Annotated in this window: 19 protein-coding genes; 5 read left to right on the plus strand and 14 right to left on the minus strand. The window is 49.6% G+C overall.

Annotated features, from left to right (window positions below; genetic code table 11):
* Position 1 precedes the first annotated feature (1 nt).
* From ACFQNF_RS06665 to ACFQNF_RS06680, 4 genes are all read right to left on the minus strand, one after another.
* Positions 2–1,069, minus strand: a complete 1,068-nt coding sequence (locus ACFQNF_RS06665) for an enoyl-CoA hydratase/isomerase family protein (protein WP_380187114.1) — start codon at positions 1,067–1,069, stop codon at positions 2–4.
* Between the two features lie 211 nt (positions 1,070–1,280).
* Positions 1,281–2,720 carry a metalloprotease TldD gene (gene tldD, locus ACFQNF_RS06670; protein WP_380187116.1) on the minus strand — a complete coding sequence of 480 codons (1,440 nt, stop codon included), beginning with the start codon at positions 2,718–2,720 and terminating at the stop codon, positions 1,281–1,283.
* Positions 2,721–2,983: 263 nt separating this feature from the next.
* Entirely contained in the window at positions 2,984–3,787 is an 804-nt protein-coding gene (locus ACFQNF_RS06675; protein ID WP_046353180.1) for a carbon-nitrogen hydrolase family protein, read from the minus strand.
* A gap of 11 nt (positions 3,788–3,798) precedes the next feature.
* Positions 3,799–7,590 (minus strand): YhdP family protein, encoded by a 3,792-nt coding sequence (locus ACFQNF_RS06680; protein ID WP_380187118.1) that lies wholly within the window; start codon positions 7,588–7,590, stop codon positions 3,799–3,801.
* 134 nt (positions 7,591–7,724) lie between these two features.
* On the opposite strand from ACFQNF_RS06680, the gene glnE reads away from it, so the two are divergent.
* Positions 7,725–10,409, plus strand: a complete 2,685-nt coding sequence (gene glnE / locus ACFQNF_RS06685; protein WP_380187120.1) for a bifunctional [glutamate--ammonia ligase]-adenylyl-L-tyrosine phosphorylase/[glutamate--ammonia-ligase] adenylyltransferase — start codon at positions 7,725–7,727, stop codon at positions 10,407–10,409.
* Positions 10,410–10,468: 59 nt separating this feature from the next.
* On the opposite strand, the gene ACFQNF_RS06690 is transcribed toward glnE, so the two are convergent.
* From ACFQNF_RS06690 to ACFQNF_RS06730, 9 genes are all read right to left on the minus strand, one after another.
* A complete protein-coding gene (locus ACFQNF_RS06690) occupies positions 10,469–10,930 on the minus strand; it encodes a hypothetical protein (RefSeq protein WP_380187121.1) in 462 nt (153 codons plus the stop codon).
* A 112-nt stretch (positions 10,931–11,042) separates the two neighbouring features.
* Positions 11,043–12,848, minus strand: coding sequence for an aspartate--tRNA ligase (gene aspS / locus ACFQNF_RS06695; protein ID WP_380187123.1), 1,806 nt, complete (start codon positions 12,846–12,848; stop codon positions 11,043–11,045).
* Positions 12,849–13,015: 167 nt separating this feature from the next.
* Positions 13,016–13,660 carry a DUF502 domain-containing protein gene (locus tag ACFQNF_RS06700; protein ID WP_380187125.1) on the minus strand — a complete coding sequence of 215 codons (645 nt, stop codon included), beginning with the start codon at positions 13,658–13,660 and terminating at the stop codon, positions 13,016–13,018.
* 11 nt (positions 13,661–13,671) lie between these two features.
* Positions 13,672–13,887 (minus strand): FmdB family zinc ribbon protein, encoded by a 216-nt coding sequence (locus ACFQNF_RS06705; RefSeq protein WP_380187126.1) that lies wholly within the window; start codon positions 13,885–13,887, stop codon positions 13,672–13,674.
* Between the two features lie 120 nt (positions 13,888–14,007).
* Positions 14,008–14,688, minus strand: a complete 681-nt coding sequence (locus tag ACFQNF_RS06710) for a Fe2+-dependent dioxygenase (RefSeq protein ID WP_380187127.1) — start codon at positions 14,686–14,688, stop codon at positions 14,008–14,010.
* A gap of 110 nt (positions 14,689–14,798) precedes the next feature.
* Positions 14,799–17,045 carry a TonB-dependent receptor gene (locus ACFQNF_RS06715; RefSeq protein ID WP_380187128.1) on the minus strand — a complete coding sequence of 749 codons (2,247 nt, stop codon included), beginning with the start codon at positions 17,043–17,045 and terminating at the stop codon, positions 14,799–14,801.
* 82 nt (positions 17,046–17,127) lie between these two features.
* A complete protein-coding gene (locus tag ACFQNF_RS06720) occupies positions 17,128–17,544 on the minus strand; it encodes an ExbD/TolR family protein (RefSeq protein ID WP_380187129.1) in 417 nt (138 codons plus the stop codon).
* A 2-nt stretch (positions 17,545–17,546) separates the two neighbouring features.
* A complete protein-coding gene (locus ACFQNF_RS06725) occupies positions 17,547–18,224 on the minus strand; it encodes a MotA/TolQ/ExbB proton channel family protein (RefSeq protein ID WP_380187131.1) in 678 nt (225 codons plus the stop codon).
* A 12-nt stretch (positions 18,225–18,236) separates the two neighbouring features.
* Entirely contained in the window at positions 18,237–18,911 is a 675-nt protein-coding gene (locus tag ACFQNF_RS06730) for an energy transducer TonB (protein ID WP_380187133.1), read from the minus strand.
* 321 nt (positions 18,912–19,232) lie between these two features.
* On the opposite strand from ACFQNF_RS06730, the gene ACFQNF_RS06735 reads away from it, so the two are divergent.
* Positions 19,233–19,868, plus strand: coding sequence for a LysE/ArgO family amino acid transporter (locus tag ACFQNF_RS06735; protein WP_380187135.1), 636 nt, complete (start codon positions 19,233–19,235; stop codon positions 19,866–19,868).
* Positions 19,869–19,979: 111 nt separating this feature from the next.
* Here ACFQNF_RS06735 and ACFQNF_RS06740 read toward each other — a convergent pair whose 3' ends face one another.
* Positions 19,980–22,706 (minus strand): PAS domain S-box protein, encoded by a 2,727-nt coding sequence (locus tag ACFQNF_RS06740; RefSeq protein WP_380187137.1) that lies wholly within the window; start codon positions 22,704–22,706, stop codon positions 19,980–19,982.
* A 443-nt stretch (positions 22,707–23,149) separates the two neighbouring features.
* On the opposite strand from ACFQNF_RS06740, the gene dapA reads away from it, so the two are divergent.
* The 3 genes from dapA (at position 23,150) to ACFQNF_RS06755 (ending at position 25,626) form a co-directional block, all read left to right on the plus strand.
* Positions 23,150–24,028 carry a 4-hydroxy-tetrahydrodipicolinate synthase gene (dapA, locus tag ACFQNF_RS06745; RefSeq protein WP_380187138.1) on the plus strand — a complete coding sequence of 293 codons (879 nt, stop codon included), beginning with the start codon at positions 23,150–23,152 and terminating at the stop codon, positions 24,026–24,028.
* Positions 24,029–24,050: 22 nt separating this feature from the next.
* On the plus strand, positions 24,051–25,184 hold the full coding sequence (gene bamC, locus ACFQNF_RS06750) for an outer membrane protein assembly factor BamC (protein ID WP_380187140.1): 1,134 nt from the start codon (positions 24,051–24,053) through the stop codon (positions 25,182–25,184).
* A gap of 226 nt (positions 25,185–25,410) precedes the next feature.
* Positions 25,411–25,626 (plus strand): Lar family restriction alleviation protein, encoded by a 216-nt coding sequence (locus ACFQNF_RS06755; RefSeq protein WP_380187142.1) that lies wholly within the window; start codon positions 25,411–25,413, stop codon positions 25,624–25,626.
* Positions 25,627–25,848 lie beyond the last annotated feature (222 nt).

A 25,848-nucleotide genomic window follows, 5' to 3' on the forward strand; every position in this document is an offset into this window, starting at 1 on the left:
TTCAAGCGGGCTTAAAAAAACATTCAATATCTGCAAATGTTACTAAGGCTAATTCTTTGGGCGACCACCGTGGCTGATCGTCTCTGTCAATGAGTTTAGCACGCACACCCTCATGAAAATCACCATGACGCAAACAATTTCTTGCACCCAGCCATTCCATTTCCACCACCTCATCGTAAGAAAGCGACTGAGCCCGCAGTGCCATTTCCCACGTTAAGTAAATAGAAGTCGGTGAGCCCGCCGCTTGCAGCTCCGCCGCCAAACGCAAAGCAGGCGCATCGCCCTGATAATTTTGAATACGCTCGCAAATGGCAAGCAAATCATCCCCAGCGCACATGGCCTCCACTTCATCCGCCAGAGGCAACCACACCGATTCAGGCAAGGGGCAAGGCCAAGCCGCTGAGAGCGCAGCTAATGCGCCAGAGGCCAGCTCCGCATCACGTGCGCCAATGCCACTCCACGGTAACTCTTGCAGCACACTGAGCAAAGATTCAAAACTATTGCCCGATAAAGCAAATTCAGCCGCGCCAAAAGCCAGTGCATCTGCCGCATTCAGGCGGCTGCCCGTGAGTGCCAATAAACGACCTATTTTTCCTTCTAACTGTTGCAGCCAAAAGCTGGCCCCTACATCGGGAAACAGGCCGATGCTCACTTCAGGCATGGCGAGCACACTGGATTCAGTGACGATTCGATGGCTGGCTGCCGCAAAAATCCCCCAGCCACCGCCCATTACAATGCCATTGCCCCAAGCAATCACCGGCTTGGGATAGCGATGTAACTCCCGGCAGAGATCATACTCGTGCCGAAAAAAATCATCACCTTCATGCAAGAATTCTGGTTTGCTCATGGCATGGTAAAGCGCACGAATATCGCCGCCCGCACAAAAAGCCCGCTCGCCCTCTCCACGCACTAACACCGCCACCAGCAATGGATCATGCCGCCAGGCCTCAATTTGCTCACGAATTTTCAAAACCATAGGCAAGCTTTGCGCATTTAGCCTGCTCGAGGCTAATAAAATTTCACCCAAAAACAAACCATTACTCAGCGCAATCTGCTGAAAATGCACCATCTTTATATCTCTCTTTAAAACAAGGGGGAGTGCTGCCCAGCATAAAACCCAAACCTTAAACCACTGAGGAAAGGGAGAACACGGAGAAAAACATATGGGAAAAACAGGTTTTCTCCGTGAAACTCCGTGTTCTCTGTGCCCTCTGTGTTTCAAGATTTGGGTTTTGGCTAGAGGCTAATTGTCATGCAGTGTACTGGTCTTGAAAAATATATCAGCCCCCCGTGCCGCCCACGGTCAGGCCACCATCAATGCGCAAGGTAGGCTGGCCAACACCAACGGGCACGCTCTGGCCTTCTTTGCCACAGGTACCCACGCCTGGGTCGAGCGTCATATCATTACCGATCATCGATACACGGGTCAGTACATCGGGGCCGTTGCCGATTAGGGTTGCACCTTTTACCGGATACATCAGTTTGCCGTCTTCTACCCACCATGCTTCGGCGGCAGAGAATACAAATTTGCCGCTGGTGATATCAACCTGACCACCGCCAAAATTAGCCGCGTACAGGCCACGCTTGATCGAGCCGATGATTTCTTCAGGCTCTGCACTGCCGCCCAGCATCAGGGTATTGGTCATGCGCGGCATAGGCAGATGGGCAAAGCTTTCACGACGACCATTGCCCGTCAGCGGCATATTCATCAGGCGGGCATTCAAGCTGTCTTGCAGATAGCCTTTTAAAATACCGTCTTCGATCAGCACAGTGCGCTGGGTTGGGTTGCCTTCATCGTCAATATTGAGCGAGCCACGACGATCGGCGATGGTGCCGTCATCCACCACGGTTACACCCTTGGCAGCAACCTGCTGGCCCATTTTGCCGCTGAATGCAGAAGAGCCCTTACGGTTGAAATCACCTTCTAAACCATGGCCAATCGCTTCGTGCAGCAAGATACCCGGCCAGCCAGAACCCAGCACCACGGTCATTTCACCGGCAGGCGCAGGGCGGGCGTGTAAATTCAGCACGGCTTGATCAACGGCTTTTTTTGCGTAATCCAGCACCACAGCATCATCAAAATAGCCATAGGCAAAACGGCCACCACCGCCCGCACTGCCCTGCTCACGCAGGCCGTTTTCTTCCACAATCACTTGAATAGACAAGCGACACAGCGGGCGCACATCAGCAGCACGATGACCATCGTGACGCGCCACGTAAACCACTTCAAATTCGGAAGCGAGGCTGGCCATCACTTGCACCACGCGCTTATCTAAGCTGCGGGCGGTGCGCTCTAGTTTTTCTAGCAGCGCCACTTTCGCCAGCTCATCTAGGCTTGCTAGGGGATCAATCGGCTGATACAGCGAATGACCGACAATATCGCGGTTTAAGGCCACGGTATTTTGCCCACCCTGACGACCAATCGCCCGCGTAGCGGCTGCAGCTTGGCTAAGGGCAGTCAGGCTGATGTCATCAGAATAAGCAAAAGCCGTTTTCTCGCCCGATACAGCACGCACCCCAACACCGGTATCAATATTAAAGCTACCCGACTTCACAATGCCTTCATCCAGACTCCATGCCTCGCTGCGGCTGTATTGGAAATACAGATCGGCGTAATCAATATCGTGCGTCAGCATCTGCCCAAACACTTGATCGAGTTTGGCATCGTCAAGATTAAATGGTGTTAGCAACGTTTGGCGGGCAGTTTCTAAGTGAGTCATTGTTTTGTCGCTTGTGTGAATCAGATTATTGAAAGGTATTACACACTATCTTTAAGGCACAGGGAAGGCGAGAAATCCCCTTAAGCTCAAAAGGTCATATCATCTTCAGGCTAAGGGCCAAAGGGTCTGTAGACACAGAGATAAATAAGCTCACAGAGCACACAGAGAAAAGCTTGAGTTATCCCTTGGTTTTCTCTGTGTGCTCCGTGTTCTCTACCGTGCTCTGTGCCTACAGACCTTTTGCTCTTTTTATCACATTTAATTCAAAGTAAACGATGCGTTAAGGCGGGCAGGATGCGTCTTACTCTATCCATTTGACTGGCTTTTAATTCGGCCATCACCACGCCTTCGCCACTGGCTTGGCAGGCCAAAACCTTGCCCCAGGGATCGATCAGCATGCTGTGGCCAAAGGTATGGCGACCAGTGATGTGCTCGCCGCCTTGCCCTGAGGCAATCACATAGCATTGATTTTCGATCGCGCGAGCGCGAAGCAGTACTTCCCAGTGTGCCTCGCCGGTAGTCTGGGTAAACGCAGCAGGCAGAATAATAAAATCAACGGGCAGCATGGCACGAAAAAACTCGGGGAAGCGCAGATCGTAACAAACCGATAAACCTACCCGGCCAAAGGGCGTATCAAATGCGACCGGCTGCAGCCCCGCCAAAATGGTATTGGCCTCGCTAAAGCACTCCACGCCGTTATCAAAGCCAAATAAGTGCATTTTGTCGTAACGCGCCACACACTCCCCTGCTGGCGAATAAGCAAGGCAGCTATTATTAACCCGCGTTTCATCGGGGCAAACCAAAGGCACCGTACCGCCAACCAACCACACCGCATGCTCTTTGGCCAAGGCGGCCAAAAAATCTTGGATAGGGCCATGACCAAACGTTTCTTTAACCGCTACTTTATCGCTATCATTTTTGCCCATAATGGCAAAGTATTCCGGCAATACAATTAACTGAGCCCCCGCCATCGCGGCCTCTTTAACCAGACGTGCGGCGGTGGCTAAGTTGTGTGCAACTTCAGGCCCGGACACCATTTGAATCGCTGCTGCAACCAGACTATTCATGATCTTCTCGATTACTTTTTCGTAAAGGGTAGGCGTGACAAAGGGCTGCTCACGCTTTTAATTTGGGGATCGAGCATACTGCCGGTAATGTCATATTCATAAGCCACTAACTGGCCAAGCGGATCTTTAAACACCCGTTGCAATAAAAAAGTAGCCACGCCAATCACAGGATTAATAATGGTGGTCGCCACCGCCACACTATCGCCGATCACTGGCACAATCCGTACTCGCATATTTTGTGTGGCAGCCATAAAGTTGGCATCCCCTCTAAATAAAACTTGCGCAGCAGGCCCGGCAACCACTAAATTATCGGTCCGCGCCACGCCCCGATCAATCACGCTGTCTCCCCGGATTGAATCAAACTCAAAACCTTCAGAAAACACATCCCTGAAATCAAGCTGCACACGGCGAGCTAAAGATTGCAGGCTAAGAATCGATAATAAACGCCCGACGCCCGGATCAATTTTAGCAAACTGCCCTGCCTCTACATCAACACGCAGCTTGCCTTCCAAAGTGGATAAATCCGGCGGGAACAATTCACCATCCCAAGCCACATCACCACTGAGCTTGGCGGGTGCGCGGCGCATCGTATCCGGCACACCCAAACGAGTGAGTAATTTGCCAAGGTTTTCGGTTTCAATGGCAAAATGACCGCTAATCCGCCCCGGCGCTTTACCCCAAATACCGTTCATATTGAGCTTGCCATCTGGATTACTGATATTTACACCATTTAAACGCCAGCTATCCCCTTGCTGCACAGCGTCAACATCTAGCTTACCCAGCTGAATGTTTTTATAGCGAAAATCGCTGACTTCCAGATCAAGTGCAGGTAAGTGCTGCAAAGGCGAGCTAGGCGCAGTAATGCCAGAGCTCTGAAAAGGCAACCATAGCTTGCTCAGTCGGCTTTTTAATTTACCTTTATCCTTCCCCAGCCAATCAAACTGCCCTGCAAGCTCTTGGCTATCCAGCGATCCCTTCCACTGACTATCGCTTTGCCCTTGCGCACGAATACGTACGTCATTCAGCCGCTTGCCCCAGGCCGCCAAACGGGCGAAGCGCAAATCAATGGTCATAGGGGGCGCAGAAGTATTACTTTGATTGATTTTGAGCTCATCGCGCAAATCCAGCCAATTTTGCAAACTCAGCTCCGGCAAGCCGCCCGTCACACTCAAGCCCGCTTTAGGCATCGCTGGCAAAGCCCCTGCCCCCAGCACAATTTGCCCATGTAGCCCACTCCCCCCCAGCTGCAGCTGAGCTTGCACAAGCCGCTCATAAGCCCATTCCAGCTGAGCGGGCACTTGCGAGCCACCACTTAAACGCAATCTCATCGGCCTGATTTCATGGCTACTTTTTGCCAAAGGCGCAGGCAGATCAATCTCTACACCCTGCAAAGACGACTGAAGGCTAAGGGTATACTGCTGCTGCCCCGCATTTAAAGTGGCTTGATAAGGCACTTTGCCGCGTAAGCGGGATTTAAATGGCAGCGTGTAGCGCTCTGCCACCTCTTGCATCTCCGCCTGCCCGTTCATATTCAACGACAAAATCCCTTGCGCATTGCTTGCCCCTGAGAGCTTAACCAGCCCGCCCAGCCCCTGTGCCTGCGCGTCTTTAATCGTAACTGAATGCTCGGTAAACGCAATCCGTCCTTCAGCCTTGGTCAGCAAAGGCACAGCAACGCCAAAATCCAGTTTATTGCCGGCAAAATGATACTCACCCGCCAGCTTGCTGCTCTCTGGCCCGTCAAGTGGCAAAGCCAGCTGCAAAGCCAAATCGCCCTTACCCTCGGCGCTTAAGTCATCAATAAATCCCGCCGCACTTTCACGCACAGGACTTTGGCGAATAAAGTGCAAAAAGTCACTTGTTGCGCCAGCGGCATTGCCCTTAATTTTTAATAGAGGGGCAGCCACATCCATATCAGCAATAGATACATCGACCTGGCGTAAATCTGCAGCAAATATTTTGCCTTTACTGGCCCGGATATTCATCCCCGCGCCATGAAAATCGAGTGCAGCATCAATATGCTCAATGCTTGGCCAGCCATCAGCGTAGAAAAGCGCAACATCTTTTGCGTCTGCCGTAATTCTAAACAAGCCCTCTTTAGGATGGCGGAAAGGAAACTGCTCAAGATTGCCACGCACTTCTGCCTGCCCCTTCATCGCCTTCCCGCTAAGTAGCGACGTTTTCAGCCAGGCCAGCGTTTCATCGCCCACAGCACGAGGCAAATAAAGATAGGCGCGTTTGGCTTGCAGCTCACGAATATCCCCTTTTAAATTAAGGTAGCCCAAGCCCTGCCCCGGCCAGCGATACTGGGCCTTTGCGCGTAAATCAGTATCCGCATTCGCCAGCTCCGCCTGTGGAATCTCGACCGTCCAGCCCTTAGCTGCCCGCTGCCACGATGCAGCAAAGGCGGCGCGATTAAAATGCAGCGGCTCTAAAAACTGCGAGGGAATAGTCAAGGACAAATCACGACTGGAAAGCGAAGCTTTGCCCGAAGTCTGATTCAGCTTTGCATTCAAATCGACGCCACTTAACTGCGGCAAACCCAGTTGAGGTAAAGCCAGCTCAAGATCTTTTGCAGCAATTTGCAAGCTATATTGGCTAGCCTTTTGCCAAGGCCCTTGCCAGCTGGCAGAGAATTTATCGATCTGCCCCTTAAACCCTGCATCCTGAAAAGAAGCAGGCAACCACGCAGATAAAGCACCCAGCCCATCCAGTCTTAAAGCGCTACCCTCCAGGCTTTGTTTACCTGAGGCATCCCGCTGATACTCTGCCTTGCAATCCCGACACAAATCCCCACCCGAGCTTGCAATGCGTGCAGCCTTTAAACGCAAAGACTGCTGGCCTTGATCATCCTTCCAGATAAAGCCGCCATCAAACACAGGCAATAACAAGGCCTGCGGCGCATTCGGCCAGGCGGCACTCACTTGGCTTAGCTTTAACTGGGCATCTACTTTCTGAATGGTGGCTTGTGCAAAGCTCAGCGTAGCTCGCACGCCGCCCTCACCGGCTAAATAAGTAAACCATTGCGCCTCTTGCGGCAGACTGGCTGATAGTTGTTTTAAATCCACACGTGGTAAATCGAGCTTTAATTGCCCCGACCAAGCTCGCCACTCGCCTACATCATTACCCCGCCAATGGCCTGATAAGACCACTGCGCCAGCCAGAGCGGGCGGCGGTAAAAACGAGATATCAAAGCGATGCCGGCCAAAGCGCTGTTTGATTTCTGCATCCAGACCAGAAAAAACCTGCACGCCCGCACGGCCTTGCTCATCCAGCCAGCTTAGCTGGCCATCACGAATATTCAGCTCACCCTGGGCCAGCAGCCAGTTCATAAAACGATTGTCTTTATTATCTGCACCTGCTTTCAACTGAAAGCCAGCCACAAACACATCTCCCGCAGTATTTCTGCGCAGCGTTAAATGAGGCGCTTCCGTGGCAAGACGGCTAAACAACAACTCGCCGCGAAGCAGTGTCCACCATGATAAATCAGCCTCTACAGAGGCCAGCTGCAAGCCGGGTTGCTGAGCCGTATGTACCTTAAAATCATCCACCCGCACAAAGGGGTGAATGCCTCGCCACCCCCCCGATAAACGCCCTATCTCGATCTGGCTGGCTGTTGCCGTGGCCAACTTTTGAACCAGCCAGGGACGATAACTATCTAGACGGGGCAGCACATAAAACTGCCAAGCCATCATTACGGCAAACAAAGCAAAGCAAAGCCCGGCCAGCAGCCGGAGCAAGGCACGATAGTGCCAATGAACAAAAAGAGAACAGCGCTGCAATAGCTTAGAAAAAACGGGCATTCAGTATGGCTCGAGCATGCCAAAACAAGGCGGTGCTGTGTTAGGCTTTGCCGACACTCTGGCGGTAAGCCCAGTGTCAAACAGCGCCCTAGGTTAGGGGATATGCGATTTTAACCGTTTTTGAGCCACCACCTATGACTGATCTGACGCAAAACTCCAAATCCTTACTTGCCCCTGCTCTGGCGCATAGCCGATACCTGCAACAATTATTTATTCGTCATCCCGATTTAGCGCAAGAAACCCTAGAGCAGCTCTCTCAGCCCTACTCGCGCGCCAGCATGGTGCAGCAGCTTAGCCAGCCTGTGCCAGATGACAACAGCTTAAAAAAATCTTTACGGCGCTTACGCCAAGCCGTCATGGCAAGGCTGATCAGTAGAGAATTAGCGGGCTTATCGGATCTTACCGAAGTCATGCACACCATCAGCGACTTGGCCGAAGTCACCCTAGCTACGGCTTTGGCATGGGTGTCCCAGCCAGATGCACGCTATGGCCAGCCCATAGGCGAAGAATCCGGGCAGGTGCAAGAGCTGATTATTGTGGGCATGGGTAAATTAGGGGGGCGCGAGCTGAATGTATCTTCTGATATCGATCTGATTTTTATTTTTCCTGAAGACGGCCAAACCACCGGCCCGCGTAAAATCAGCAACTCCGAATACTTTGCCCTGATCGGCAAACGACTCATCAGCCTCATCGGTGAAATTACAGAAGACGGCTTTGTTTTTAGAGTAGATATGCGGCTGCGCCCTTTTGGCGATGTAGGACCACTGGCTTGCAGCTTTGCCGCACTAGAAGGCTACTTACTCACCCAAGGCCGCGAGTGGGAACGCTATGCTTGGATTAAAGCCCGAGCGCTCTCAGGTGATGAAGCAGGCCTCATGCAAATGGTAAGTCCCTTTGTTTACCGCAAATACCTCGATTACGGCGCTTACCATTCAATGCGCGAGCTACATAGCCAGATTCGCCGCGAAGTGGCGCGTAAAGACAAAATCGACAATATTAAGCTGGGGCCAGGCGGGATTCGTGAGATCGAATTTATTGGGCAAGTTTTTCAGCTTATCCGCGGCGGGCGCAATAAAATTCTGCAACAACGCCCCACACAAGCCATTCTGGACGAGCTTGCCCAGCAAGGCACGCTCACCCATGCGGCCGTAGCTGAGCTGCAAGAGGCTTACCGCTTTTTACGTAATCTGGAACATCGCCTCATGTACCTAGACGATGCACAAACCCAAATGCTGCCTTTAAACGAAGAAGACCAAGCCCGCATTGCCCAAAGTATGGGCTTTAAGCAATGGGCACAATTTAGCGAGCAGCTTGCCCTTTACCGTAATCGCGTCAACCAACACTTCGAGCATGTTTTTGTGCTACCGCCCGACGAAGGTGAAGACCACCCACAAGCAGCTATTTGGCTCAGCGCACAGGATGGCGACAGCACGGATCTAGCCGCGCTAGGCTTTGAAAACCCCAATGAAATCAACCGTCGTTTGGCTTCCATGCAAAGTAGCAGCCGCTATCAGCAGATGCCTGATCGCTGCCGCAATCGCATTGATAGCATTCTGCCACCTTTAATTGAAGTGGCCGCTAGTTTTCACAACCCTGACGCCACTTTCACCCGCATCCTCGATTTACTCGAGGCCATCAGCCGTCGCGAATCCTACCTTGCCCTGCTCGCCGAACACCCGCGCACCTTAAAGCGGCTGGCTAGCTTGTATAGCGCCAGCCCCTGGGTGTCGCAATATTTAACCCGTCACCCTATTTTACTGGATGAGCTGCTCGATTTCCGCTTACTGGAAGAGCTACCAGACTGGCCCAAACTCGGAAAAATCTTACGCCAAGAATTAAAAGACTTAGAAGATGACACCGAAGCCAAAATGGATTGCCTGCGCCATTTTCAGCACGCGCAAGTATTCAGACTGGTTTGTCAGGATTTAGACGGCCTACTGGTGTTAGAAACGGTATCGGATCATTTATCTGATTTGGCCGATTTAATGCTCACCGTGACTTTGGAGCAGGTCTGGCAAGAGTTACCCAATAAGCACCGCAGCAATCCGCAATTTGCCGTGATTGGCTATGGCAAGCTAGGCGGCAAAGAACTGGGCTTTGCCTCTGATTTAGATATTGTTTATCTCTTTGACGACGATCACCCCAATGCCACCGAAGTCTATGCCAAATACGCCAAACGCATCGTCAACTGGCTAACCGCACTCACCCCAGCCGGGCATCTTTATGATATTGATTTACGCCTGCGCCCAAATGGCACATCGGGCTTACTGGTTTCCAGCATCGGCACCTTCGCCCAATACCAGCGAGAATCGGCTTGGGTGTGGGAGCACCAAGCGCTCACTCGTGCCCGCTATTGCGCTGGGGATCGCATGGTGGGCAATGCCTTTGAAGCCATTCGCGAAGACATCCTGCGCGCGCCACGTGATTTACCCAAATTGCGAGATGAAGTACGCACCATGCGCGAGCGCATGCTGGAAACGCATCCGGCACGGCCTGAGGATGTGAAACATGTGCGTGGTGGCATTGTTGATATCGAATTTATCATGCAATACCTTATCCTTGCCCACGCCAAGACCCATAAGGAATTTTGCCTAAACCGCGGCAATATCGCACTCTTAGCCACCGCAGCACAGCAAGGCCTTATCCCGCCCGAAGCCGCTCATCTTGCCGCCAACGGCTACCGAGAATTACGCCGCCTGCAACACAGCAGCCGCCTGAATGGCACCGAACTCACGCCTAAAATGCTCTTGCCTATCCAGCCACAGCTGGCGGCAGTAAAGCTGCTCTGGAACACTTTATTCGGAGAAACAAGCGCATAAAACAAAGAATGGCCTCGTATCCGAGGCCATTCCCGTATTTAAGACAATCCATTTTCAACTCAGGGGTTTGGATCAGGAAAGGCAGCAAAACTCACAGCCGCCGCACCATTGGGCAGGTAATCCGCCAGCAAAAGTGCTTCTTCGCGAATTCTATCCATCAACGCAACCACATGAGCGGGCTGGATATTCACGTCAAACCAGAATTCTTTGCGCCATACCGGCTGCAAGCCCACCTCCCCACCCGGCTCCAGCTCACTGAGCGATGCCTGACGAAATGCAAAACCAAGTGCGGCAAGAAAATCTGCAAACTCTGGCCCGCTATCGCTCACTTCCAAAACAAAAGCCGCCATTCCTGGCGCAACCTGCTGTAAGTTAACATAAATGCGGGTATTAAACGGCACTTGCACCGACTGCATGCAGTGTGAACAAAAAAAACCAGAACGCGGAGCATACTCGCTCTCATCCGCATAAAGATCAGCGATGGGTAAGACTTGATGCCCACAACTATGATACGAATCCATCCCCGACCTTTCCCTTGCATACTATTAGCTTAGGTTTATTGTCATATACTAGCGCTCAAGCCAAAAAAAAGCACCTACATTCGCAGGTGCTTTTTTTACGACGGGCTTGAAATCAACTAGCCGCTACCTCAGCCTTCTGACGTAAGCGAATATGCAGCTCACGTAGTTGTTTTTCATCCACGCTATTTGGTGCATCAGTTAGCAAGCACTGGGCACGTTGGGTTTTAGGGAAGGCAATGACATCACGGATGGATTCTGCACCTACCATTAATGTCACCAAACGATCCAGACCAAACGCTAAACCACCATGGGGAGGCGCACCAAATTGCAAGTTTTCTAACAAGAAACCAAACTTGTTTTGCGCTTCTTCCGCATCAATTTTCAGCGCGCGGAATACTTTAGATTGCATTTCTTCGCGGTAAATACGGATCGAGCCGCCACCGATTTCAGAGCCGTTCAACACCATATCGTAAGCTTTAGCGATGCATGCGCCCGGATTGGTATCGAGCATATCTTCGTGGCCATCTTGCGGTGCAGTAAACGGATGGTGACATGCTGTCCAGCGATCCGCTTCTTCGTCGTGCTCGAACATTGGGAAGTCGATCACCCACATTGGCTTCCAGCCTTGAGCAAAGTAACCGCCCGCCTCGCCCTTCTCGTGGCCAACCTTGATACGCAATGCGCCGATGGCCTCGTTCACGATCTTGGCTTTGTCTGCACCAAAGAAAATCAAATCGCCGTCTGTTGCGCCAGTGCGAGCGATAATTTCTTTCAGCGCTGCTTCCGACAGGTTTTTAACAATCGGGGACTGCAGGCCAGAATGTTCGTCATTCGTCAGCTTAGTGACATCATTTACTTTGATGTAAGCCAGACCCTTAGCACCGTAAATCGCTACAAACTTGGTGTATTCGTCGATTTCCTTACGGCTAAGCGCAGCACCACCCGGTACGCGCAAACCCACTACGCGGCCGTTTTCCATTTCTGCGGCAGAGCGGAATACTTTGAATTCTTCTGTCTTCATCAAGTCAGTCAGCTCAACGAATTCGAGCGTCACACGCAAATCTGGCTTGTCTGAGCCGTATAAGCGCATCGCATCAGCGTATGTCATGCGTGGGAAGTCAGTTAGCTCAACACCAATTCCTTCTTTAAACACATGCTTGGCCATCGATTCGGTGATGTCCATGATTTCGTGTTCATTCAGGAACGATGTTTCGATATCGATCTGGGTGAATTCTGGCTGACGATCTGCACGCAAATCTTCATCGCGGAAGCATTTTACAATTTGGTAATAACGATCAAAACCCGCCACCATCAACAATTGTTTAAACAGCTGTGGTGATTGTGGCAGGGCAAAGAATTGACCATCGTGCACACGACTAGGCACAAGGTAATCACGCGCGCCCTCTGGTGTAGAGCGAGTCAGCATTGGTGTTTCGATATCGATAAAGCCCAAGCCATCGAGGTAATTACGGATCAGCATGGCGATGCGATAACGCAGACGCAGATTTTTTTGCATCACTGGACGACGCAAATCGATCACACGGTTTTGCAGACGCACGTTTTCAGAGAGATTTTCATCATCGATCTGGAACGGCGGAGTCACTGCGGTATTCAGAATTTTGATATCGCTCGCGACAATTTCAATTTCGCCAGAGATCAGATTTTTGTTCGCCGCGCCTTCTGGGCGGGTACGCACCAAGCCGGTGATCTCTAATACGTATTCATTACGTGAAGAATCAGCCGTCGTAAATGCCTCTGCAGTGTCTGGATTAATAACGACTTGCACTAAGCCTTCACGATCGCGCAAATCAATAAAAATCACTCCACCATGGTCACGACGACGATGCGCCCAACCTTTAATCGTGACGGTTTGCCCAAGGTAACGGCTATCAATAAGACCACAGTAATCTGTACGCATTTAGTTTTCTCTTAGATTTAATCAATGTTTATGATGCTGGCAAGCGATTGAAAAACAGAACGGAAAAGCAAAAGGCGAAAAATACGCGGTAAAACTCAGAAAGTACTTACTGTAAATAAAGAGTTCCGGCCGTTTTTTAATGCTTCCATTGGCTTTCCGTAGCCGCTTTACAATGTCTTGCCGGGTGTAACGACACCCATGGAAATCACATACTTCAAGGCCTCATCAACGCTCATATCCAGCTCAATCACGTCGGCCTTTTTAACCATAATAAAGTAACCCGAAGTTGGATTAGGCGTAGTAGGCACATACACACTGACATAATCCCCCTCCAGCACGGCAGCGACTTCCCCTCCCGGCGTTCCGGTCATAAAAGCAATGGTCCAGGCATCGGCATGCGGAAAACGCACCAGTAAAGCCTGACGAAACGCCTGGCCTGAATCAGAAAACAAGGTGTCTGATACTTGCTTTACGCTGCTATAGATAGAACGGACAATCGGAATTCGATTGAGTATTTTCTCACCAATCAGCAGTAAGCGTAAGCCAAGCACGTTTGTCGCAAAGATACCCGTCAGCAGCAAAACAACAACGGTTAGAATAACCCCAAAGCCCGGAATACGATGCGAGCCCTCCAAAAAGGGGAAAGGGCCTTCTAATGCCTGTAATAGCCATGAATCAGGGCGCAGAGATGCGGGCAGCAAAGCACTGATCTGATCCATCGTGCCAATAATCAACTGCAAGACCCATAGTGTGATTGCCAAAGGCACCCACACTAATAAACCTGTCAGTAAATATTTTTTGAAATGCATCATAAGCATAGTATTCAATGGTCACCTGAAGGTGCTTTGGCTGAGGATCCGCCTTTAAAATCGGTCACATACCAGCCATTGCCTTTCAACTGAAAGCCTGCTGCAGTGAGCTGCTTTTCATAAGAAGGTGCATGACACGCCGGACAGGCGCTCAGCGCATCATCCGACATCTTCTGAATATGCTCGTCAGAATGACCGCAAGCAGCACAGCGATAAGCATAAATAGGCATTACGTGTAAGCTCACACAAAAAACACGGATTATACCGCGTCTAGGCACGCGGATCGAACCTGCATGCACTGTGAGGGCATAAAAATTTTCACTTTCTACGATTTATGCCGCTCGTGCGGATCAAAGATCGGCCCAGCGACGTAATAAATTATGGTAAGTCCCCGTCAGCTGAGTGGCAATATCGTGCGAGCCTACTTGCTGGCGCAATTGCCTGATCGAGGTATCCAAATCAAATAACACCGCACGCTCGCCCACATCGCGCACCATGCTTTGTACCCAAAAGAAAGAAGCAAGGCGTACACCACGCGTAACCGGCTCTACCCGATGCAAGCTGGTGGATGGATATAAAATCATGTCCCCTGCAGCCAACTTCACTTCATGCACGCCGTAAGTGTCTTCAATCACCAGCTCGCCGCCTTCGTAGTCTTCCGGCTCAGCAAAAAACACCGTGGCCGATAAATCAGCACGAATACGCTCTTGGGTGCCAAAAATGCCCTGCACCGCATTATCAATATGATTGCCCAAATCCATACTGTTTTCATAACGATTAAATTGCGGCGGCATCACGAAGCTCGGCAGCGCGGCCGAAAAAAACATTTCATTGGCATTCAAAGCTTGCAGAACAATCGCCCCCAGCTCCTTCGCAACGGCGCTGTCTTTGGCCAACTGCTGATTGCGCTTGATCGACGCCGACAAACTACCCGAAGTGATTTTGCCGTCTTCCCACTGGGCAGCTTCAAGACGCTGCCGACAGAACGCCACGGTTTGGGCATCCAGCAGTTGTGGAATATGTAACAACATGGTGAAATCCTTTAATCAAACCCTGAATGCAAAAAACCGCCATATACACTGATATGGCGGTTATCACGTAATTCATAAGAAACATGAACTTCGTCTAAAGATGCAACTTCTTAGAAACGATAGCTCGCTGACAAGCGCGCAGTACGGCCTGTACCTGGCACAGCAAAGCCTGCGTATAGGCTTTCAAAGTGATCGGTATCAAACAGATTATTCACATTCAGCTGCACGCTGTAATCACGCAGACGCCATTCTGCCATCGCATCCCAGCGGATATAAGCAGGCAAATTCACTGTGTTTAGATTGCTGGTATAACGCTTATCCATCGCATTAAAACCACCACCTACTTTCCAATTGCTATTGAGCTGGTAAGTGGACCACAGATTACCGGTATAACGCGGAGCATTTTCTGCGTAATTGCCTTCTACGGTCTTGGGTGTTTGACCCGCAACAATATCAATGCGGGGGTTCATCAATGCAATGCCAGCAAAAACTTGCCAATCTGCAGTGATGCGCCCTGCACCTTCAAGCTCAATACCATCAGTATGGCGACGGCCAGATAATACATTTGGTTTATTCACGCCAACTTCAATATCTGTCTGACGCTCATTGGTTTTTTCTGTACGGAAAATCGCTGTACGCAGGCTTAAGTCACCGTCAAGTAATGTCCACTTGGCACCCATTTCCATATTGCGGTTTTTTTCTGGGTCAAGATTTTCATTCTTTGGATCTGTTGAATAGGCTTCAGCAGATGGATTAAATGAAGTGCCATAAGAGGCATAGTAAGACTGATTAGCTGTTGGCTGATAAATCACACCTGTACGCCAGCTCCAGATATTGTCTGTACGGCCTGTATCAGGAGATGCGGTTGCTGCGGTGAATGATTTATTCTCTGTCTGTGCTTTAAAGTGATCAAAGCGAGCACCAGCCAGCACCTTCCATTGCGGCGTAAGCTCAATCAAATCTTGCGCATAAAAAGCCATCGTATCCGCTGTAGAATCCGCAGTTGCAAATTTCACTGGAGCTAGACAAGCCGCATGGCTGCCAGAAGTCGGATTTCCAACCGTGGTGGAAGGTAAACAATTTCCACCCTTTGCATCAAGCTGAGTGCGCCCTGTGCTTAACAATTTTTCACGAGTCAGCTCTACTCCAGCTAAAACATTGTGACGCACAGTACCTGTTTCAAAATCCCAAAGTAAGTCAGTGACATTCGAGTAAATTTCTTGATCACGCATCCGCAATTTACGACCACGAGTGATAATCGTATTTTCGTTAAGCACCTCGTCTTTTGAAAAAACAATCCCTGGCGCGCTTGCACGCAGATCTAATTCATACAAACCCATACGCGTTGAGTTTTTCAACAACATATTGGCATTTAAACGGTGCTGCAAATTAAAGCTGAATACATCAGTTTTAGTGGTTTCCGAATCAAAATCTTTTAAACCATAAAACTTATCCGCGTGTGGAATAGGCTGATTGCTACCGCCAATACTATCGCGATAATAGCCCTTCATCCCTTTGATTTCTTCACGCGCTCCAGGCGCCACTGCTCTGTAATAAGGCACACCATAATCCGGCACATTGTCTTCTTGGTAATGCATATAAGACAGTGTCACTTCTGTTTGCTCGCCCAAACCAAATGCCACGGATGGCGCAAAGCCCCAGCGATTCATTTCAGCACCTTCACGGGTGCTGCCGGCTTTTTGGCCCATCACGTTCACGCGAAACGCCGCATTATCATCCAAGCTACGGTTTAAATCGGCTTCGGCACGATAGTAGTTTGCTGTGCCTACGCTGGCAGAGAATTGATTTAAATCACCACGAAATGGCGTTTTGCTCACTTGGTTGATAATGCCGCCCGTTGATCCTCGGCCATAAATCATCGAAGCCGGGCCACGCAATACTTCTACCGTATCGGTATTAAATGTATCGCGGTTGTATTGCGCTGCATCGCGGAAGTTATCTAAATACAAATCGTTAGATGCACCAAAGCCGCGCACGCGAACGCCATCGCCGCTGCTACCGCCTTCGGAAGCATTAAAAGTAATCCCTACGGCATTACGCAGCGCTTCTTTCAGAGAGTTACTGTCCTGATCGGCCATCAGCAGCTTGGTAATGCTGGTGGTGGATTGCGGAATATCCCGCGCGGCCTGTGGTGTGCGGCCTACACGGGTCACCGGTGCGTTATAGGTTTTATCGGTGTCTTTCGTGTTTTTCACATCCGCTTTTACTTCAACCGGCGCTAATTTCACTTCTGCAACCGGTGCGGCGCTGGCATTCATCGCACCAAACAAGGCCGCAGCAACAGGTAATTTGGCCAAGTGACGAATTGCCGATTTAGGCTTGTGTATCTCTCTCATGGTGTATCTTCTTTTTTTAAAGCCAAAAAAAAGCGGTGATCTTTCGCCACCGCCCACTGCAAACAACAGCTATACAGCCTGATTAGCTGCCGTTTCCATCTGTAAGCAAACCAATTTTAGTTAAACCCGCTTGCCTTGCTGCCGACATGGTTTGCGCAATCAGCTCGTAGCGAACTTCTTTATCCGCCAATAAATGCAATTCAGTTTGAGCATCTTTAGCCATGGCGGTTGCAAAACGAATCGGCAGTTCTTCCGCTTTAATAGGCGTCTTTTCCCACTCAACCTGCCCCGTTGCGGTCAGCGTAACGCGCAATACTGCTGGCGGGATTTGTGTCACCTCTGCTTTAGCCTTAGGTAAATCAACCCGAATCGAATGCGTCATCACAGGCGCGGTCACAATAAACACCACCAGCAGCACCAACATCACATCCACCAAGGGAGTGGTATTAATTTCTGACATCGGGGCATTATCGTTTTGATCAAAACCACCAAAAGCCATGCTTATTTACCTTCTTTTTCTACTGCGGCAGCAGTCAGTAGCTGTGCATGTAAATCATGAGCAAAACCATCTAAACCCTGAGCAATCACGCGATTAGCACGTACAAAAGCGTTGTATGCCACAACGGCAGGGATCGCTACAGCCAAACCCGCAGCAGTCGCTACCAAAGCCTCACCAATCGGGCCAGCAACGGTAGCCAGCGAGGCATCACCCTTAGTTGCAATCGCCACCAGCGCGTGATAAATACCCCAAACTGTGCCGAATAAGCCTACAAAAGGAGAAATCGATCCTACGGTGGCTAACCAAGACAAACCCTGCTCTAAGCGTGCATTTTCTTGGCTTAAGCGGGTACGCAAAGTGCGCACCAAGTAGTCATCTAAAGACACCGCTAAACCAAGGCCTTTGCCCGCATTGCTGCGGTAATGAGTTAACCCTTCCCAACCTGCACGGGCCAGCTTAGCTTCAGGCGCAATAGCATGAGCAGCAAGGCCAGTCGCCTCATCCCAATCAGAGGCAGTCCAGAAACTAGCCAAAAAACGTTTCTGCCCACGTTTAATCCGAAGCAACAAGCTACTGCGTAATAAAATCAGACACCAGCTTACAACCGACATCAGCAACAACAAACCAAACACCGATACCAAAACAGGATCACCAGAATTCCAAATCAATGCTAAATCCATTACAAACCTCTTTTAAATAACAAAATCAACCGGCACGATAGCATTCATAACAACCGCCACATCACCACGACGGCCCGGTACAAATTTCCAACGCTCCACAGCCCTCTTCGCGGCATCATCCAAGCGGCGATAGCCACTGCTGCGCGCCAATTCAACCTCCAGAGGCAAGCCTGACTCACTGACTTTAACCCTTAGCATTACACGGCCTTTTTCACCTAAAGCCATCGACTGGGGAGGGTAAGGAGGGCGAGGATTAGCAAGGTAGCTGGTATTAAATAGCGGCAGCGTTTCTACTGGCACATCATCAGATGCCAGCTTACTGGTCTTGCTTCCTGCGGTTGGGGCAGCAGGTGCTGCTTCTGCCGGAGCAGCCGTCGGCGCAGCAGCAGCCATTTGGCCCTCTGCTGACTGCTCAGGTACTTTGGCTGTTTCAGGAGCTTTACTCACCGCCTTCGCCAAAGCGGGTTTCACCGGTGCAGGTTTTTTAAGCACTGGTTTGGGCTGAGGCTTGCTTTCTGGCTGTTTAGGCACCTCTTCCCCCATCGGCATTGGGGCAGGGGCAAGCAGCATCACCACCTGCTCTGGCTTCTCAGGCTGAATCGACATGGTCGTCAAGCCGTAAAGCAGTGCAGAGTGGCCGAGCAGCGCCACAGCAACAGTGAGTATTCTATTGATAATCATTCTCATAGGTTAAACGAGAACAATTCTTCTTACAAGTACTATCTGGCGAGGCACTATCAATGCATTCGTCATAACTGTCATTGTTTCACTTTTAAACGGCCGCGTTCATTTGCAAACAACGAAAGAATTAGCTTCATCACCTAAGTAAAACATTTGTATATCCCTTGATTTATCAGGCAAAAACAATCATCAGGAACTCGGATCATGAGCCTTCAAACAGGCCGCACCTGCCTTCAACAAATGAGGCTCAGGGTTTTAAATTAGATGTGTTTTTATGATAAAAACCTTACAGTAAGCACATTACGTACACTTCCCAGGCCTTTTCCAATGCCCTACCCCGTGTCTTTTGCAACCATTGCTAACGGTGCCGCACTCTCCGCCAGCCTCATCATGGCGATTGGTGCACAGAACACCTTTGTGTTACGCCAAGGGCTAACCAAACAGCATGTCTTTTTAACTGCGCTCATTTGCTCGCTCTGTGATTTAGTTTTGATGTCTATTGGCGTGGCAGGTATGGGACATGCATTAAACACCATGCCTGACTTACAACGCTGGATGGCTGTTTTTGGCACGATATTTGTGCTTTGGTACGGGTTCAACGCCTTTAAAAAAGCGCTTCACCCTGATGTACTCGGTGAAGATCACCGGGAACGTGCCTTTGGCACGCCCAGCAAAGTGATTATGGCTGGGCTGGCATTTTCCTTACTTAATCCACACGCTCTCTTGGATACTGTGGTTTTGGTCGGCTCGATTGGCGCGCAGCAGGCCCCAGCCGAGCGGCCATTATTTGTCATAGGCGCGGTAGGCTTTTCATTTATCTGGTTTTTTTCATTGGCCTATGGCTCAAGCAAATTAAGCCATCTGTTTAACAAGCCGCTTGCCTGGCGAATTCTGGATATTTTAATTGGCTTAATGATGATGGTGATTGCTTACTCACTCATCAAAATGACAGGGTTTTTCTAAAAAACAAGATAAGGACGGCGGCGCTGATTAAAAAATAAGCAGGGCTGCTCGTCTGCAACAAGATCAATACCTTACATGACTTATCCACAATTCACACACCTTGCTATCCCCTTATTCTGTGTGGCGATTTGCACCCGCTACAAAATAACGGTTTCTGCCCAGATTTTTAGCCTGGTATAGCGCCTGGTCTGCCGCTTGTACCAGACAACAGGCATCTACTCCCTGCAAAGGCAGCATCACAGCAATGCCCGCACTCATCGTCACCACGCTGGCCACATCGGAGGTGTGATGCTCGATAGCCAAATCACGCACCTTGCTTAATACCATCTCCACCACCTGAACAGCCCCTTCTTGATCGGTTCCGGGCAGAACCAGAACAAACTCCTCACCCCCATAGCGCGCCACAAAATCACCCGGCCGATGCAAGGCCAATGCAATTGCCGCTGCCACGCGCTTCAAGCATTCATCGCCAGCCTGATGACCAAAATAATCGTTATAACGCTTGAAGTAATCCACATCCAGCATCACCAGTGCAAGGCATTCTCCGCTTCGAGCCGCCCGCGCCCACTCTTGCACCAAAATTTGATCAAATAAGCGCCGGTTAGCAATCCCTGTTAAGCCATCCATATGCGCAAGCCTGGATAATTCTTGATTAGCCAAATAAAGCTGCTCATGGCTGCCGCTTAAACTCGCTTGCACCGCCTCCAGCTCTTCAATGGTTTCCTGCATTTTTTGCTCATCCAGCTTGTGCTGAGTCAAATCGTGCAAGGTGGCGATATAAACACGCTCGCCCTCCACCTCAACCACCGCCAGCGCCATGTCCATTAAAACCTCGACCCCCTCGCTATTTATAGCCACCACTTCGCGCATGCCCTGTGTATCAACCCCCAAACGTGCAAACAAGGCCTCAGCCGAGCCATCTTGCCACTGTGCATTACCCCCATGAGGAAACAGAATGCTTAATGGTTTGCCGCTTAAGCGCTCATAAGCAAATACTTTTAAAGCCGCTGGATTGGCCTCCAGAATCACGCCATCCATTCCTACAGACAATACACAATCATGCAAGCTGTTTAATATGGCCGAAGTGCGCGATTCATTTTGTTGTATTTTTAATTCCGCCTGTTTACGCACGCTAATATCATTAGCAATTCCCATATAACCGGTAATTTCACCTTGCTGATTACGTACTACATTCATCGTTAATTCAACTGAAAAAGCACGGCCATCTTTGTGCTGATAAATCCAGTCGCTTTGAATATACCGCTTGGCTTGCATGGTAAAAATATCGCCATCATTAAAAGCTTTCTCTCCTACTTCTTTTTTAAATTCATGAATTAAATGAGATGCTGCTGCGGCCTGATGGAAAAGCGCAGGCGTTTCTTTAGCAATCAGCTCCGTAGCCTGATAGCCCAGCATTTTTTCAGCAGCCTGATTAAACAAACGGATGGTATTAGATAAATCAGTGACAATGATAGCCGAGCCTGCGGAATCCAGAATAGCCTGTTGCAAATCACTGAATTCCGCCAAAGACAGCTCCGATTTTTTTCGCTGGCTAATATCACTTACAGTGAGAACTACGCCATTAGTGATGGGAACCACGCTAAATAGCAACCACTCATAGCCACACTCTGGGTTTAAACACTTCTCTTCGGCCAGATATTTATTTTTGTTAACAAATACCTCATAACAAACATCAAACAAATAACTATATTTTATGCTTACCAAAGTCTGTTTTAAATAGCAATGAGCATCACCATGATGATTGACATTTAGAAAATCAAATCCGTTCGGATTAACCACGGCAATTTCAAAATCTCTGATATGCCAGCGCTCATCCTTAATCACCTCTAAAACATAAATAGCATCCACACTAGATTGTGTTGCCGCTTTAAATAATTCTTCGCTTCTTTGTAAAGCATGCTCGGTTTGCGCTGACAGTGTCACATCATGTAAAACATTAATTGCGCCAATTTGTTCGCCTGCAGAATTTAATTGCGGGCTAAACGACAAATCAAACACACGAAGTTTTTGATCGTAGCCATGCAATGCACGTCGAACCACAAAAGACTCACCTTGCAAAACACGCCCCCAAAAAGTAATCAGATTAGAGCGGTCTTCCTCCGAGCTTAATTCGTATTGCAATAAACAATCACTGCGTGCCACCTGAACGCCATACAAAAGATAGAACAGACTGGCATAGCTTTGATTAAATACGCTGAAACGAAACTCCATATCAATAGCAACAATCGGATCATTAGAGCTACTCAAAATACTTTCTAACTCTTCTCTCAGCTGTTTTTGCTCAAGCAGCAAGGTGGCTCGCTCAGCATCCTGACGCTTGGCATCACTCAAATCAATAATCTGCTCTTGGTACGCTACATTCGCGTAAGCAGGCATGGGCAACATTGAAGAAGAAATCCAAACCAGCAGGCCATCGCTGCGTAACAGGCGGTATTCTAAAACCACAAGGCGACCTTGCTGCACGGCGGCTTGCATGGCAAGCACGCGGGCTTGATCTTCAGGATGAATCGCCGCCAGCCACCCATCCCCCAGAGCGTCCTGCCGCAGCAAGCCAAATAACAAGCACCATTTTTCATTGACATAACAGCACTGCCCATTGCGATCTGCCAATAACACCGCAAAAGGTGAGCAATCAAACATTGCCGTATTACAAACAGACCTTTTTTGCCATCGTAAAATAAAAAACATGACACAGAGTAAGAGATAAACCGGCCATTGCAGCTGATTGAAGGCAAGCAGCAGCGAGAGCGCGAGTAACCCCAAACCTTCTCGCCACCCCAATCTGCTCATCCATTCAAAGCCCTTAGCAAATTGCACTCTTCCTCCTTATCGAAACCCCAATACGACGCAATCAGATTAAAGCCGCCTATTCAAACTACTTTAAGCAAACATCCACATTAAGACAGCATAAGTAGGGGCTAAAGTCAGTATAGATAAGTAAATCTAAATCGCTTTACATGATGTTTACCTTCATTTTTAAGTATTTTTTTGTAAGATTTTGAGTTTAGATTGGGCATATCCAATAAAACCCGCACTGAAATGCTGGCATTTTGTGTGAAAAACCAAGACTTTATTCGGAACAAAAAAGGATAAAAATGAGCAGCTAAGCCTTGAATTTTAAGGAAAGGCGTACTTTACTCCCGCCAAAAGGGTGGCATAGGGCTTCAGCTATCCGGCATAAAGCGCCCCATCACAGGTTTCCCGCTGCTTCATCGTTCGGTTAGAATAGGACTTTGTGTTTATGACTGGATTACAGGCTCATGCTGACAGGTAGTCTGGTGGCGATTGTCACCCCCATGTTCGAGGACGGAAGCCTCGATTTCGCGAGCCTTAGAAAACTCGTCGACTGGCATATCGAACAAGGTACCGACGGCATTGTTGCCGTAGGGACCACGGGAGAGTCGCCAACGGTTGATGTAGATGAGCACATTGAAATTGTTCGTGTTGTGGTTGAGCAAACCAGAGGCCGCGTGCCGGTGATTGCAGGTACAGGGGCTAATTCAACCCGCGAAGCGATTAATCTGTCACTGCGAGCGAAAGCCGTTGGCGCAGATTATGGTCTTTCTGTTGTGCCCTACTACAATCGCCCAACGCAAGAAGGCATGTTTCAGCACTTTAAAGCCATTGCTGAGCAAAGCGAATTGCCAACCATTTTATATAATGTGCCTGGCCGTACCGTGGCTGATTTATCTAATGACACCGCCTTGCGCCTTGCAGAGTTACCCTTTATCGTCGGCATTAAAGACGCCACTGGCAATCTAGAACGCGCTGCTGATTTAGTTAAACGTGCGCCAAAAGACTTTGCGCTTTACACTGGCGACGATGCATCGGCCATGGCGTTTATGCTGATTGGTGGGCACGGTGTCATTACCGTGACAGGCAATATCGCCCCTCAGCAAATGCATATCATGTGCAAAAAAGCCATTGCTGGCGATGCAGCAGGCGCTCGTGAAATAAACGATCCGCTACAAGACTTGCACAAGCACTTATTTATTGAAGCAAATCCTATTCCTGTGAAGTGGGCTGTAGAGCAGCTTGGTCGTATCCAAGCTGGCATTCGTCTGCCCCTTACCCCCCTTTCACAAGGCGCACAAGCCGTGGTTACAGATGCCATGGCCGCAGCCGGACTGACCCACTGAGAAGATGCCAATAATGCGCCAGATGAAAAAATCCTCAACACTGCTTGCCATGAGCCTGTGCATTGCCATGGCGGGCTGCACCACAGATCAACTTTTACTACAAAAGAAAGTGGATTACCGCAGTGGCAGTGACAATATTGGCAAAAACAATTTAGAGCTCCCACCCGAGCTCACCACGCCAGCCAGCAACAATCACTTTAATGTGCAGCAAAGCACCGTACTCAGCAGCGTAGCTCCGGCTAATGCAAGCGCTACCCAAGCGGTTTTAGCCGCTGGCAGCCGCGCCAAGATCGTCCAGGCGGGTAATCAGCGCTGGCTAGTGGTGAAGGGCGATCCTGAAAAACTATGGCCGGAAATCCATGAATTTTGGCTGGATAACGGCTTTTTGCTGACGCTGGATAATCCGGCCATCGGCATTATGGAAACAGACTGGCTGGAAAACCGCGCCAAGCTGCCAAAAGACTTAATGACACGGATGATTTCTAAAATCTCTGATCGCATTTTGTCGACAGGCGAGCTTGATCGCTACCGCACCCGCGTAGAGCGTGGCAGCGAGCCGGGCACGAGCGAGATCTATATCTCGCACCGCGGCATGATGGAGGTCTATAGCAAAGATGGCAGCAGCGATGCCGCCACCAGCCTTAGCAAAAACAGCGACAATAATAAAACCATCTGGACGCCTAAAAAGCCTGATCCAGAAATGGAAGTTGAAATGCTATCCCTACTGCTGCAACGCTTTGGTCTCGATCAAGCCACGGCACAAGCAGTAGTGGCTAAGCCTTATCAGGCTCCAGCCGCCGCCAGCCTGATCGACAATGGCAAGGCGCTGACGATTGCGGACAACTTTGATCGCGCTTGGCGACGTGTTGGCTTGGCTCTGGATCGCTCAGGCTATGTCGTTTACGACCGCGATCGCAGCAAGGGCGTTTATATGATTCGCCGTGCGGACACCGATATCGCAGGTGAAGACAATAGCAGCATCTTTAGCAAACTAGCCTTCTGGAAGAAAGACGCCACGCCAGAACAAAAACAAGCCAATGAATACGAAGTGCGCTTGGTGGAAGGGATCAACCAAACCAAGTTAACCGTCACTTCTAAAAACAAGAGCGATGACAACGGTAAGATTCTTTCTGCCCTGCTGAGTGAATTGAAATAAAACCCAGCAGCCTCGGACTTAAGCTGCTCGAAAAAAATCGCATAATCGAGCCCCACTTTCGCCGGATTTGCAGTGCCAATAACACGTTATTGGTCAATAATACGGTGAAATATGGGCCAATTAGGTGATTTTGTAGCTGACTGACAGGCTGCTCACTCCGCCGAACCAATGCCCGCTACTGCGGGCATTTTTCTTTTTCTGGCTTTACCTTAAGGCAACACCCTCCATGCTTAATTCAAGACCCGTTCCAAAAATCACCACCGCCGAAGGCGATCCTCAAGCGTGCCCTAAGTGCGGCTCCAAGCCTGAAGTCACCAAAGCCGGATCAAACCGCTGCTGGGTGCAATGTTCTAAATTCGGTAAAAGTGGCAATTGCAGCGCCATCTCCCAGCAAGGCACCACAAAAAAAGAAGCCATTGCTTTGTGGAATAAGCTGAAATAAAAAGTAGCTTGGGTTAGCAGCCCTATCGCTTAACCCTATACGCATCAAGTTAAGATTTCATCATGGAGCAAATCGGTTTTTATAGGGTGTACAACGACGCAGTCGGAGCGCAGAAAACGGTGCGCAAGAAAAACGACTTGCACACCCTATGAAAAGCAGCTTTTTTGCTATGTATTTGTCTTAACTTGATGCGCATAAGCAGCCTTATCGCGTAAGCCAACA

This window comes from Iodobacter arcticus (assembly GCF_042664895.1).
Classification (GTDB): domain Bacteria; phylum Pseudomonadota; class Gammaproteobacteria; order Burkholderiales; family Chitinibacteraceae; genus Iodobacter; species Iodobacter arcticus.

Excerpts from the sequence above, each read along its gene's own strand:
- ACFQNF_RS06675 (WP_046353180.1), bottom strand. The coding sequence starts at position 3,787 with ATGAATAGTCTGGTTGCAGCAGCGATTCAAATGGTGTCCGGGCCTGAA.
- ACFQNF_RS06725 (WP_380187131.1), bottom strand. The coding sequence starts at position 18,224 with ATGGATTTAGCATTGATTTGGAATTCTGGTGATCCTGTTTTGGTATCG.
- ACFQNF_RS06680 (WP_380187118.1), bottom strand. The coding sequence starts at position 7,590 with ATGCCCGTTTTTTCTAAGCTATTGCAGCGCTGTTCTCTTTTTGTTCAT.
- ACFQNF_RS06755 (WP_380187142.1), top strand. The coding sequence starts at position 25,411 with ATGCTTAATTCAAGACCCGTTCCAAAAATCACCACCGCCGAAGGCGAT.
- ACFQNF_RS06730 (WP_380187133.1), bottom strand. The coding sequence starts at position 18,911 with ATGAGAATGATTATCAATAGAATACTCACTGTTGCTGTGGCGCTGCTC.
- dapA (WP_380187138.1), top strand. The coding sequence starts at position 23,150 with ATGCTGACAGGTAGTCTGGTGGCGATTGTCACCCCCATGTTCGAGGAC.
- ACFQNF_RS06700 (WP_380187125.1), bottom strand. The coding sequence starts at position 13,660 with ATGATGCATTTCAAAAAATATTTACTGACAGGTTTATTAGTGTGGGTG.
- ACFQNF_RS06735 (WP_380187135.1), top strand. The coding sequence starts at position 19,233 with ATGCCCTACCCCGTGTCTTTTGCAACCATTGCTAACGGTGCCGCACTC.
- ACFQNF_RS06690 (WP_380187121.1), bottom strand. The coding sequence starts at position 10,930 with ATGGATTCGTATCATAGTTGTGGGCATCAAGTCTTACCCATCGCTGAT.
- ACFQNF_RS06705 (WP_380187126.1), bottom strand. The coding sequence starts at position 13,887 with ATGCCTATTTATGCTTATCGCTGTGCTGCTTGCGGTCATTCTGACGAG.
- glnE (WP_380187120.1), top strand. The coding sequence starts at position 7,725 with ATGACTGATCTGACGCAAAACTCCAAATCCTTACTTGCCCCTGCTCTG.
- ACFQNF_RS06710 (WP_380187127.1), bottom strand. The coding sequence starts at position 14,688 with ATGTTGTTACATATTCCACAACTGCTGGATGCCCAAACCGTGGCGTTC.
- tldD (WP_380187116.1), bottom strand. The coding sequence starts at position 2,720 with ATGACTCACTTAGAAACTGCCCGCCAAACGTTGCTAACACCATTTAAT.
- ACFQNF_RS06665 (WP_380187114.1), bottom strand. The coding sequence starts at position 1,069 with ATGGTGCATTTTCAGCAGATTGCGCTGAGTAATGGTTTGTTTTTGGGT.
- aspS (WP_380187123.1), bottom strand. The coding sequence starts at position 12,848 with ATGCGTACAGATTACTGTGGTCTTATTGATAGCCGTTACCTTGGGCAA.
- ACFQNF_RS06720 (WP_380187129.1), bottom strand. The coding sequence starts at position 17,544 with ATGGCTTTTGGTGGTTTTGATCAAAACGATAATGCCCCGATGTCAGAA.
- bamC (WP_380187140.1), top strand. The coding sequence starts at position 24,051 with ATGAAAAAATCCTCAACACTGCTTGCCATGAGCCTGTGCATTGCCATG.
- ACFQNF_RS06715 (WP_380187128.1), bottom strand. The coding sequence starts at position 17,045 with ATGAGAGAGATACACAAGCCTAAATCGGCAATTCGTCACTTGGCCAAA.